We start from the raw sequence: 12,194 nt of genomic DNA on the forward strand, positions 1-12,194 counted from the left end.
TGATCTGTATCGCGCCTACCTTAAGGGACAGGCGCTCTCAGGTCGAGATTAAAAATTCAGGTCGAGGTCAGGGCGCAGCTATGGCCCCTGACCGTCAACGGTATTGGAGGAAGACGTTGTCTCGCCCGAACTGGTCACGCAGGGCTTGAATCAAGCTGTCTGCCGGATCGATCCGCCAGGTCTCGCCAAACTGCAGCATGGCCTTGGCCTCTTCGCCCGTGTACTCCATGGTGACAGGACAGGCTCCGCGATGTTTTTTCAGCAACTCGCCCAGATTACGCAACTGATCACCCTTGAGCGCGTCCCGGTTCACTTTCAGGCGCAAGCTCTCGGCCAGACTGGTGCGTGCATCTTCCATGCTCATCACCCGTTTGACCCGCAGGCGCAGGCCACCGGAGAAGTCGTCATTGCTGACTTCACCTTCGACCACCACCATCGCATCAGTCTGCAACAGCGACTGCGCCGAATGAAACGCCTCGGCAAACAACGACGCTTCAATGCGCGCCGAACGGTCATCGAGAGTGATAAAGCCCATCTTGTCGCCTTTTTTGTTCTTCATCACCCGCAACGCGATAATCATCCCGGCAACGGTCTGCGTATCACGGGCTGGCTTGAGATCAATAATGCGCTGGCGGGCAAAGCGGCGGATCTCGCCCTCGTACTCGTCAATCGGATGGCCGGTCAGGTACAGGCCCAGAGTGTCCTTCTCGCCTTTGAGTCGCTCCTTGAGCGTCAGTTCCCTGGCCTTGCGGTGGTGGGCATAGACGTCCGCATCAGCCTCGACAAACAACCCGCCAAACAGGTCGGCGTGCCCGCTGTCATGGGTGCGCGCAGTTTGTTCGGCTGCCTTGATCGCTTCTTCCAGCGCCGACAGCAACACCGCACGGTTCTGGTCGATGTTGGCTTGCCAGGCCTTGGGCTCGTCATGGAAAAACGGCCCCAGACGGTCAAGGGCACCGCTGCGGATCAGGCCATCAAGAGTACGCTTGTTGATACGTTTGAGGTCAACCCGGGCGCAGAAATCGAACAAATCCTTGAACGGGCCGTCCTGACGCGCCTCGGTAATGGCCTCGACAGGCCCCTCGCCCACCCCCTTGATCGCCCCCAGGCCATAAATGATCCGGCCTTCATCGTTCACCGTGAACTTGAACTCCGAGGCATTCACATCCGGCGCATCGAGACGCAGCTTCATGCTGCGAATCTCTTCGATCAGGATCACCACCTTGTCGGTGTTGTGCATATCCGCCGACAGTACCGCGGCCATAAATGGCGCCGGGTAGTGGGTTTTCAGCCAGGCGGTCTGGTACGACACCAGGCCGTAGGCAGCGGAGTGGGATTTGTTGAAACCGTAACCGGCGAATTTTTCCACCAGGTCGAAAATGTTACCGGCCAGGTCAGCGTCAATATTGTTATTGGCGCAACCTTCAATAAAGCCACCGCGCTGCTTGGCCATTTCTTCAGGTTTTTTCTTGCCCATGGCCCGACGCAGCATGTCAGCGCCGCCGAGGGTATACCCGGCCATGACCTGGGCAATCTGCATCACCTGCTCCTGATACAGGATGATGCCGTAAGTGGGTGCCAATACCGGCTTGAGGCCTTCGTACTGATAATCGGAGTGCGGGTACGCCAGTTCGGCACGGCCGTGCTTACGGTTGATAAAGTCATCAACCATGCCTGACTGCAGCGGCCCTGGACGGAACAGGGCCACCAGTGCGATCAAGTCTTCCAGGCAGTCGGGTTTGAGCTTTTTGATCAGCTCTTTCATACCGCGCGACTCGAGCTGGAACACCGCGGTGGTTTCGGCCTTTTGCAGCAACTGGTAGGTCGGCTTGTCGTCCAGCGGGATAAAGGCGATATCCAGCGGCGGCTCGTCGACCTTGGCGCGATCGCGGTTGATGGTTTTCAACGCCCAGTCGATCACTGTCAGGGTCCGCAGACCGAGGAAGTCGAACTTCACCAGGCCAGCAGACTCAACGTCATCCTTGTCGAACTGGGTAACCAGACCACCACCCTCTTCGTCGCAGTAAATCGGCGAGAAGTCAGTCAATTTGGTCGGTGCGATCACCACACCACCGGCGTGCTTGCCGACGTTACGTACAACGCCTTCAAGCTTGCGGGCCATTTCCCAGATTTCGGCCGCTTCTTCATCAACCTTGATAAAGTCGCGCAGGATTTCTTCCTGCTCGAAGGCTTTTTCCAGGGTCATACCGACTTCAAACGGAATCATCTTCGACAGACGATCCGCCAGGCCGTAGGACTTGCCCTGCACCCGCGCCACGTCACGGATTACCGCCTTGGCGGCCATCGAACCGAAAGTGATGATCTGGCTTACCGCGTTGCGTCCGTATTTTTCGGCCACATACTCGATTACCCGGTCGCGACCATCCATGCAGAAGTCGACGTCGAAGTCGGGCATCGATACCCGTTCCGGGTTAAGGAATCGTTCGAACAGGAGGTCGTATTCCAGCGGATCAAGGTCGGTGATCTTCTGTACATAGGCCACCAGCGAGCCGGCACCCGACCCCCGGCCCGGTCCTACCGGTACGCCATTGCTCTTGGCCCACTGAATAAAGTCCATCACGATCAGGAAGTAACCCGGGAACCCCATCTGGATGATGATATCCAGTTCGAAATTCAGCCGGTCGACATACACCTGACGCTTGGTGTCGTAATCCTCGGTGGTGTCTTTGGGCAGCAGAACGCTCAGGCGCTCTTCCAGGCCGTCAAATGACACCTTGCGGAAATATTCATCGATGGTCATGCCATCAGGGATCGGGAAGTTGGGCAAAAAGTGAGTGCCCAGCTTTACTTCGATATTGCAGCGTTTGGCAATTTCAACCGTGTTTGCCAAAGCATCAGGCAAGTCACTGAACAGCTCGGCCATTTCCTCGGCGCTTTTCAGATACTGCTGATCGCTGTAATTCTTGGAGCGACGCGGGTCGTCCAGTGCCCGGCCCTCACCAATGCAGACGCGGGTTTCGTGAGCCTCAAAGTCCTGTTGCCTGATAAAGCGTACATCGTTGGTTGCCACCAGCGGCGCGCCGATCTTGTCTGCCAGAGCCACAGCCGCATGCAGATGCTCTTCGTCATTGGGACGCTTGGTGCGCTGCACTTCGATATAGAAGCGGTCAGGGAACACCGTCATCCATTCTCGGGCCAGGGTCTCGGCTTCTTCAGTGTTGCCACTGATCAGCGCGACACCGATCTCGCCCTCTTTCGCAGCCGACAGCATGATCAGGCCGTCGGCGGCCTCGGCTACCCACTCGCGCTCGATGATGACCTGGCCATTGCGCTGGCCATCGATGTAACCACGGGAGATCAGCTCGGTCAGGTTGCGATAGCCCAACGGGTTCATCGCCAACAGGCTGATACGGCTGAGGGGGTTTTCAGGGTCCTTGTTCGACAGCCACAGGTCTGCACCATTGATCGGCTTGATGCCGCCGCCCATGGCCGCCTTGTAGAACTTGACCAGGGAGCACATGTTGTTCTGATCGGTCACCGCGACAGCGGGCATATTCATGCCGGCCAGAGTTTTGATCAGCGGTTTGATCCGCACCAGGCCATCGACCAGGGAGTATTCAGTGTGCAGGCGCAGGTGAACGAATGAAGCCGGCATGGTGATCCTGTCTATAAGCTTTGAGAAACAACAAGGCCCGGATTGTACCGGGCCTTGGCAAAAACATCAGCCTTATGGCTAAAGGCCTTCAAGGGCCTCGTAAGCACGACGCACCGGACCAAACGAACGGCGATGTATCGGTGTAGGCCCCAGGCGCTCGAGGGCTGCAAGATGAACGGCCGTTGGGTAACCCTTGTGCCCGCCAATGCCATAGCCAGGGTACTGCAGCTCGAATGCAGCCATTTCGCGGTCACGGCTGACCTTGGCCAGAATCGATGCCGCGGCAATTGCCGGTACCTTGCTATCGCCCTTGACCACGGCCTCGGCTGGCATGGCCAGCTTGGGGCAACGATTACCGTCGATCATGGCCAGTTTCGGGGTAATGCTCAGCCCTTCAACAGCGCGCTGCATGGCCAGCATGGTGGCGTGCAGAATGTTCAGCTCGTCGATTTCTTCGACTTCGGCCCGGGCAATGCACCAGCTCAGTGCTTTTTCACGAATTTCGTCGAAGAGCTTTTCGCGACGGGCTTCAGTGAGTTTTTTCGAATCATTGAGCCCGGCGATAGGCCGATTGGGGTCGAGAATCACGGCGGCCGTTACCACAGCACCGCACAAGGGGCCACGACCCACTTCATCGACACCCGCCACGAGGTCTTCGACCAGATTGAAGTCCAAGCCGATTTGCATGGTTACTTTACTCATTTGGATTGTGCAATCAGGTCCAATACCGCTTTGGCGGCCTGATTGGAAGCGTCGAGACGCAAGGTGCGATGAATTTCGTCAAAGCCGCGGGTCTGCTCTTCACCACCCTCAAGCAAAGGCAGCAAGGTGCGGGCCAGTGCCTCAGGCGTGGCTGCATCCTGCAACAACTCGGGCACCAGCATGCGCTGGGCCAGCAAGTTGGGCAGCGACACATACGGGCTTTTGACCAGACGCTTGAGAATCCAGAACGTGAGACGCGCAAGACGATAAGCCACCACCATCGGCCGCTTGTACAACAAGGCTTCAAGAGTGGCCGTGCCCGATGCGATCAAGACCGCATCACAGGCCGCGAGCGCGAGGTGCGACTGGCCGTCGAGCAAGGTCAGCGGCAGGTCGCGCCCCACCAGCAACTGCTCGATCTGCTCACGACGCGCTGCGCTCGCGCAAGGCAACACAAAGCGCACATCAGGGCGAGCTTGGCGGATTATTTGCGCGGCATCGAGAAACAACCCGCCAAGCTTGCCAACTTCACCACCACGACTACCCGGCATCAAGGCGACCAACGGCCCGTCAGGCAGGCCCAACTCGGCGCGCGCACCGGCCTTGTCGGCCTCAAGAGGAATGGTGTCTGCCAGCGAATGCCCGACAAAACGCACGGGCACACCGTGCTCTTCGTAAAAGCGCGCCTCGAATGGCAGCAACGTCAGCATCAAATCGCAACCTTCGCGGATTTTCAGCACGCGCTTCTGCCGCCACGCCCACACGGACGGGCTCACATAATGCACGGTCTTGATCCCGGCACGACGCAATTGAAGTTCGATATTGAGGGTGAAGTCGGGGGCGTCGATGCCGATAAACACGTCGGGCTTTTCGGCGATCAGGGTCTGAACCAACAGCTTGCGGCGCTTGAGCAATTCACGCAGGCGACCCAGCACTTCAACCAGGCCCATCACCGACAGACGTTCCATCGGGAAGTAGGAGCTCATGCCCTCTGCTTCCATCAATGGACCACCCACGCCGATAAATTCGATATCAGAATGCTGGACCTTGAGTGCCCGCATCAACCCCGAACCCAATATGTCGCCCGAGGCCTCACCCGCTACCAGCGCGATACGCAATCTGGCCATGACTAGCGCGTGATGCCGCGAGTGGAAGAGCGAATGGACTCTACAAACATGGCAACTTCCGGGAACTGCGCAGCAGGCTCGGCCAATTCTGCAAGCGCCTGATCAACAGTCAACCCCTGGCGGTAAACCACCTTGTAGGCACGACGCAAGGCATGGATGGCATCGTCACTGAAGCCGCGACGACGCATGCCTTCGAAGTTCATGCTGCGTGCTTCGGCAGGGCTGCCAAACACGGTTACAAATGCAGGAACGTCCTTGCCAATGGCAGTGCCCATGCCCGAAAAGCTGTGCGCACCGATGTGGCAGAACTGATGGACCAGGGTAAAACCGGACAGGATGGCCCAGTCCCCCATGTGCACATGGCCTGCCAACGCAGAGTTATTGACCAGGATGCAATGGTTGCCAATAACGCTGTCATGGCCGATATGGGCATAGGCCATTACCAGGTTGTGATCACCCAGTGTGGTTTCAGAGCGGTCCTGAATGGTGCCGCGATGAATGGTGACACCTTCACGAATCACGTTGTGGTCACCGATCACCAGGCGAGTTTCCTCACCCTTGTACTTCAGATCAGGGGTGTCCTCGCCTACCGAAGAAAACTGGTAGATGCGATTGTGCTTACCGATCCTGGTTGGGCCCTTGAGAATCACATGCGGCCCAATCACAGTCCCCTCGCCGATTTCCACACCAGCGCCGATGATCGACCAAGGGCCGACCTCGACGTCGTCGGCCAAAATGGCCGTCGGATCGATGATTGCGCGAGGGTCAATCAAACTCATAGTTTGCGTTCCGCACAAATGATTTCAGCCGAGCATACCGGCTTGCCGTCAACCGTTGCCTGGCACTCGAACTTCCAGATGGAACGCTTGCAGCTCAAGAACTTGGCCTCAAGGATCAGTTGATCACCTGGCAGCACAGGCTGACGAAAGCGTAGCTTGTCGGAACCTACGAAGTAATAAAGTGTACCGTCAGCCGGCTTGAGGTCCATCATCTTGAAACCAAGGATGCCGGCTGCCTGAGCCATGGCCTCGATGATCAACACGCCCGGCATGATCGGGTGGGCCGGGAAGTGACCGTTGAAAAAAGGCTCATTGATGCTGACATTCTTGTAGGCACGAATGCGCTTGTTCTCGACATCCAGATCCACCACTCGGTCCACCAGCAGGAACGGGTAACGGTGGGGCAGATATTCGCGAATCTCGTTGATGTCCATCATTTCGTGGGGAAGCCTGTAATAAAGATTGGGCGCGCGCGACTAAGGCGCGCTCCTCTAGCAAATCAAGGAAGCAAACCAATGGCTCTGCACGCTTGATATGGAAATTGTATTAACCTTTTGAAGAAGCTTTACCGCCGGGGGTCACTTACCGACGTGCTTTTCCAGTTGTTTCAATCGCCGGGCGATATCGTCCAGCTGACGAATACGTGCCGCACTTTTGCGCCACTCGGCGGCCGGCTGCATCGCGGTACCGGAAGAGTAGGCGCCAGGCTCGGTAATCGAGTGGGTCACCATTGTCATGCCAGTCAAGAATACATTGTCACAAATTTCAATGTGCCCCACCAAACCGACACCACCTGCCAGCATGCAGTGCTTGCCGATCTTGGTGCTGCCCGAGATCCCGACACATGCGGCCATGGCCGTATGGTCACCGACCTGAACGTTGTGCGCGATCTGGATCTGGTTATCCAGCTTGACCCCATTACCGATTACGGTATCAGCCAGGGCGCCGCGGTCGATGGCCGTGTTGACACCGATTTCGACATCATCACCAATGGTCACACCACCGATTTGCGCGATTTTTTGCCACACGCCTTTTTCGTTGGCAAAACCAAAGCCTTCACCGCCCAGCACTGCGCCCGACTGAATAACCACGCGCTTGCCGATGCGAACATCGTGATAAAGCGTCACGCGTGGAGCCAGCCAGCCGCCTTCACCGATTTCGCAACGCGCCCCGATAAAGCAATGAGGGCCCACCGTGACACCGGCAGCGATGCGCGCACCGCTTTCGATGACGGCAAACGCACCAATGCTCGCCGCAGGGTCAACCACCGCGTCAGCAGCAATCACTGCCGATGGATGAACGCCGGCAGTGGCTTTGGGCTTGGGATCAAACAGATGGGAAATCCGCGCATAAGCCAGGTAAGGATCCGGCACAACCAGGGCATCACCGGGATACTCTTCGGCGTCAGCAGCCTTGAGCAATACAGCTCCGGCCTGGCAGTCGACAAGGAATTTTCGGTACTGGGGGTTGGCCAGAAAGCTCAACTGAGCTGGGCCAGCCTCTTGTAAAGTGGCTAGCCCAGTGATTTCTTTCTCCGCAGAGCCACGCAAGGTGGCCCCGAGGAACTCGGCCAATTGGCCGAGTTTTATAGTCGCAGTCATAATTACTTCAGCTGATTCATGCGCTCGATAACTTGGCGAGTGATGTCGTACTGAGGTTTAACATCAATCACAGCACCACGCTCGAACACCAGGTCAAAGGCGCCTTTTTTGATGACTTCTTCAACAGCGCTGTCCAGTTTCGGCTTCAGCTGTTTCAGCATTTCACGGTCAGCAACGGCTTTGGCTTCGTTCAGTTCCTTGGACTGGAACTGGAAGTCACGGGCCTTTTGCTTGAATTCAAGCTCCAGACGCTCACGCTCGCCCTGCTGCATTTTGTCGCCGCCTTTTACCAGACGGTCCTGAATACCCTTGGCGCTGCTTTCCAGGCTTTTGAGCTTGGTCAGTTGCGGGCCAAATTTCTTCTCGGCATCTACGGCGTAACGCTTGGCGGCGTCCGATTCAAGCAATGCCATCTGATAGTTCAGCACGGCAATTTTCATGTCGGCGAAAGCCGGGCCAGCCACTAGAACCGAAGCCAGGAGAACCAATTGAGTCAACTTACGCACGATGCACTCCTAAAAAATCCGTTGTCTGTATCTGAAGTCAGGCTTTAGAAAGTCTGGCCGAGGGAGAATTGGAACACTTGAGTGTCGGCATCATCCGGTTTCTTGATCGGCATGGCCAAGCTGAAACTCAGCGGGCCAAGCGCAGTCACCCAGGTCACACCAACACCCACAGAGCTGGCCAGGTTGCTGAAGCCGATATCGCAATCCTTGGTATCGCCCTTGCAGTTGGTGTCGAACACGTTACCCACATCCCAGAACACGGAGGTGCGCAGGGAACGCTGGTCTTTGACGAACGGCATAGGGAACAACACTTCCACACCACCCTGGATCAGCACGTTACCACCGAATGGCAGCGGATCCTGGTCCGGGTCGGCAATGGTGCCTACGTTACCGGTTACACCAGCACCACGGCTTGGGGTGCTGCGTGGGCCCAGAGCGCTGTCCTTGAAGCCACGTACCGAGTTGAAGCCACCCGCGTAGTAGTTTTCATAGAACGGCAGGCCTTCGGTGGAACCATAGCCATCACCATAGCCCAACTCGGTGTGCAGGCGCATGGTGTAGGTGTCGGTCAACGGCTGGAACAGCTGGGCACGGTAGTCCAGCTTGTAGAACTGCAGGTCGCTGCCTGGAATGGTGGTTTCAAACACCAGGCTCTGCGAGCTGCCGCGAGTCGGCAATACGCCTTTGTTCAGGGTCGATTCAGACCAGCCGACCGATGCCTTGAAGTTGAGGTACTTGTCGCCTTCACGGTTTACGAAGTCGAAAATCTCATCAACGGTGTACTGGCCGGTGCTGATTTCATCCTGCTGCACAGTCAGGCCATAGGTCAGGCGCGATGTGTCGCTGATCGGGTAGCCCATGGTGATACCAGCACCCAGGCTGTCCACCGAGTAGTTTGCTACGTCAACGTCCAGGTCTTTGTAGTCGGTAGTGCGGTAGAAGGCGTTGTAACCCAGGCTCACACCATCAGCTGTCCAGTACGGATCGACATAGCTGAAGTTGTAGCGGCTCTGGTATTCGCTGCGGGTCAGGCCAATGCTGACCTTGTTGCCCGTACCCAGGAAGTTGTTCTGGGTAATCGAACCGCCCAGGATCAAACCTGCACTCTGGGCAAAACCGACGCTGGCGGTAATGGAACCCGACGCCTGCTCTTCTACTGCATAGTTCACGTCAACCTGATCGTCAGTGCCTGGCACTGCCGGAGTCTCGACGTTGACTTCCTTGAAGAAGCCCAGACGCTCAAGACGGACCTTGGACTGGTCAATCAGGTAAGTCGATGCCCAGCCACCTTCCATCTGGCGCATTTCGCGACGCAGCACTTCGTCAGCCGACTTGGTGTTGCCGCGGTAGTTGATGCGGTTGACGTAAGCACGCTTGCCCGGATCGACCACAAAGGTGATGGCCACGGTGTGATCTTCAGGGTTTGGCTGAGGTACGCCGTTGACGTTGGCGAAGGTATAGCCCTCGTTACCCAGACGACGGGTGATCAGCTCCGAGGTGGTGGTCATCAGCTTGCGCGAGAACACCTGGCCCGGCTGAACCAGCAGCAGCGACTTGATCTGATCTTCCGGAACCTTGAGGTCACCGCTCAGTTTCACTTCGCCAACATTGTATTTTTCGCCTTCATTCACGTTAACGGTGATGTAGACGCTTTTCTTGTCAGGCGTGATCGATACCTGGGTCGAAGCAATATCCATATTGATATAGCCGCGATCGAGGTAGTAGGAGCGCAGACGCTCAAGGTCACCCGACAGTTTTTCACGTGCGTACTTGTCGTCGTTCTTGAAGAACGACAGCCAGTTCGTGGTCTTGAGTTCAAACAGGTCAACCAGGTCGGACTCAGGGAAAACCGTGTTGCCCACCACGTTGATGTGCTGGATCGCGGCAACCGTGCCCTCGTTGATATTGACCTTCAAGGCAACCCGGTTACGCGGCTCGGGCACCACTTCGGTGTCTACCGTCGCCGAGTAGCGGCCCTGGGCAACATACTGGCGTTGCAGTTCGTTGCGCACGCCTTCAAGGGTGGCGCGCTGGAAGATTTCACCTTCGGCCAGGCCCGACTGTTTAAGACCTTTCATAAGGTCATCAGTGGAGATCGCCTTGTTGCCGTCAATGGTGATGCTGGAGACGGAAGGACGTTCGACAACCGTGATAACAAGCACATTGCCATCACGACCCAGTTGGATGTCCTGAAAGAACCCGGTTTTGAACAACGCACGAGTGGATTCCACCAGACGGCGGTCATCCGCTACTTCACCCACGTTCAGAGGCAACGCGCCAAACACGCTACCGGCGGAAACCCGCTGGAGGCCGTTGACACGGATATCAGAGATAGTGAAGGACTCGGCGTGAACTTCGGCGATCATCAGTACGGCGAGAACCGCAGTTAGCAGCAGACGTTTCATGAAGTCCTTTCTTATTCCAACTGGCAATAAACAAACTGCCGCAAAATGCGGCAGATTCGCAATTCAGCGAAGCGTTTACAGACGGCCCAGATCGTTGATCAAGGCAAGTAACATCACCCCGACCACCAAGCTGATACCGATCTGCATTCCCCAACCCTGCACCCGATCCGACAAGGGGCGACCACGCACCCACTCGATCAGATAAAACAACAAATGTCCCCCATCCAGTACAGGTATGGGCAACAAATTCAGAACCCCGAGGCTGATACTCAGATAAGCCAGGAAATTCAGGAAATCAGCAACACCCGACTGGGCAGAAGCGCCCGCCACTTTAGCAATGGTTATCGGTCCACTCAAGTTTTTTACCGAGAGCTCGCCGAACAACATTTTCTTGAGTGAGTCGAGCGTCAATATGCTCATGGTCCAGGTGCGTTTGGCCCCCTCCCCGATTGCCGCGAGCGGGCCATAGCTGACTTCACGGATCATCGATGGTGGCCAGTCGACACCTTTGACGCCGGCCCCCAGATAACCGGTTGCCGCCTTGCCTTCGCCACGCGCAGCCAGCGTGACCGGAATCTCTACCGGCACACCGTCGCGCTCGACATGCAAAACAATACGGGCTTGCGGATGTACCCGCACCCAGTCCACGACCTGCTGCCAGTCCTTGACCGGCTGATCGTCGATGGCCAGCAGCTTGTCACCGGTTTTAAGCCCGGCAGCCTGGGCAGGGCCTTTAGGGTCGAGTTCTGCCAGAACGGCTGGCAACTCGGGACGCCATGGGCGAATCCCCAACGACTTGATCGGATCCGGCTCATCAGCGCCCTTGAGCCAGTCTTTCAATACCAACTGACGGGACGTTTCAGCCGTTGTACCCGGCTCACGCACCACCACCTGCAACGAACCGCTTTCGCCCAGACGGCGAACCAGCTGCAGGTTGACGTTTGACCAGCCCGTGGTTGGCTCGCCATCGATGGAGACGATTTCCTGACCGGCAGTCAGCCCGGCCTGAGCCGCCAGGCTGCCACCCTCCACAGCACCGATGACCGGCCGCACCTGCTGGCTACCCATCATTGCCAGCACCCAGAAGAACGCCATGGCCAACATGAAGTTGGCAATTGGCCCGGCCGCAACGATGGCAATGCGCTGGCCTACGGTCTTGCGGTTGAACGATTGATCGCGCTGCTCGGCGGGCACTTCGCCTTCGCGCTCATCGAGCATCTTGACGTAGCCACCCAACGGGATGGCAGCAACTACAAACTCGGTGCCCTGGCGGTCATGCCAGCGAAGCAGAGGCGTACCGAAGCCCACGGAGAAGCGCAGAACCTTGACGCCACAACGGCGCGCCACCCAAAAGTGACCGAATTCATGAAAAGTGACCAGCACACCCAATGCCACCAGGGTGCCAACAATCATATAGAGCGCACTCATCTACTTTCTCCGCGATTCTGTCCGGTTCCG

8 protein-coding genes and 1 pseudogene are annotated in these 12,194 nt (G+C 57.1%); all 9 read right to left on the reverse strand.

Annotation, left to right across the window (positions count from 1 at the left end; translation table 11 throughout):
• Positions 1-94: 94 nt before the first annotated feature.
• On the reverse strand, positions 95-3,616 hold the full coding sequence (gene dnaE / locus ACP7BE_RS16920; protein ID WP_426106604.1) for a DNA polymerase III subunit alpha: 3,522 nt from the start codon (positions 3,614-3,616) through the stop codon (positions 95-97).
• 78 nt (positions 3,617-3,694) lie between these two features.
• Entirely contained in the window at positions 3,695-4,303 is a 609-nt protein-coding gene (rnhB, locus tag ACP7BE_RS16925; protein WP_095001317.1) for a ribonuclease HII, read from the reverse strand.
• Between the two features lie 11 nt (positions 4,304-4,314).
• On the reverse strand, positions 4,315-5,445 hold the full coding sequence (gene lpxB, locus ACP7BE_RS16930; protein WP_095001316.1) for a lipid-A-disaccharide synthase: 1,131 nt from the start codon (positions 5,443-5,445) through the stop codon (positions 4,315-4,317).
• A gap of 2 nt (positions 5,446-5,447) precedes the next feature.
• A complete protein-coding gene (lpxA, locus tag ACP7BE_RS16935; RefSeq protein ID WP_095001315.1) occupies positions 5,448-6,224 on the reverse strand; it encodes an acyl-ACP--UDP-N-acetylglucosamine O-acyltransferase in 777 nt (258 codons plus the stop codon).
• Positions 6,221-6,661 carry a 3-hydroxyacyl-ACP dehydratase FabZ gene (gene fabZ / locus ACP7BE_RS16940; RefSeq protein WP_016781990.1) on the reverse strand — a complete coding sequence of 147 codons (441 nt, stop codon included), beginning with the start codon at positions 6,659-6,661 and terminating at the stop codon, positions 6,221-6,223. The genes lpxA and fabZ overlap by 4 nt, the downstream gene beginning before the upstream one ends.
• A gap of 109 nt (positions 6,662-6,770) precedes the next feature.
• A pseudogene (gene lpxD, locus ACP7BE_RS16945) lies at positions 6,771-7,825 on the reverse strand (UDP-3-O-(3-hydroxymyristoyl)glucosamine N-acyltransferase).
• 2 nt (positions 7,826-7,827) lie between these two features.
• Positions 7,828-8,331, reverse strand: a complete 504-nt coding sequence (locus ACP7BE_RS16950) for an OmpH family outer membrane protein (RefSeq protein WP_003440444.1) — start codon at positions 8,329-8,331, stop codon at positions 7,828-7,830.
• A gap of 44 nt (positions 8,332-8,375) precedes the next feature.
• Positions 8,376-10,736 (reverse strand): outer membrane protein assembly factor BamA, encoded by a 2,361-nt coding sequence (gene bamA, locus ACP7BE_RS16955; protein ID WP_095001313.1) that lies wholly within the window; start codon positions 10,734-10,736, stop codon positions 8,376-8,378.
• Positions 10,737-10,811: 75 nt separating this feature from the next.
• Entirely contained in the window at positions 10,812-12,164 is a 1,353-nt protein-coding gene (rseP, locus tag ACP7BE_RS16960; protein ID WP_095027244.1) for a sigma E protease regulator RseP, read from the reverse strand.
• Positions 12,165-12,194: the final 30 nt, after the last annotated feature.

Source organism: Pseudomonas sp. TWR1-1-3 (assembly GCF_049896805.1).
Taxonomy (GTDB): domain Bacteria; phylum Pseudomonadota; class Gammaproteobacteria; order Pseudomonadales; family Pseudomonadaceae; genus Aquipseudomonas; species Aquipseudomonas bubulae.

Bases quoted from the DNA above. Each gene is read 5' to 3' on its own strand.
- bamA (WP_095001313.1), bottom strand. From the start codon at position 10,736: ATGAAACGTCTGCTGCTAACTGCGGTTCTCGCCGTACTGATGATCGCC.
- rseP (WP_095027244.1), bottom strand. From the start codon at position 12,164: ATGAGTGCGCTCTATATGATTGTTGGCACCCTGGTGGCATTGGGTGTG.
- lpxB (WP_095001316.1), bottom strand. From the start codon at position 5,445: ATGGCCAGATTGCGTATCGCGCTGGTAGCGGGTGAGGCCTCGGGCGAC.
- rnhB (WP_095001317.1), bottom strand. From the start codon at position 4,303: ATGCAAATCGGCTTGGACTTCAATCTGGTCGAAGACCTCGTGGCGGGT.
- dnaE (WP_426106604.1), bottom strand. From the start codon at position 3,616: ATGCCGGCTTCATTCGTTCACCTGCGCCTGCACACTGAATACTCCCTG.
- lpxA (WP_095001315.1), bottom strand. From the start codon at position 6,224: ATGAGTTTGATTGACCCTCGCGCAATCATCGATCCGACGGCCATTTTG.
- fabZ (WP_016781990.1), bottom strand. From the start codon at position 6,661: ATGATGGACATCAACGAGATTCGCGAATATCTGCCCCACCGTTACCCG.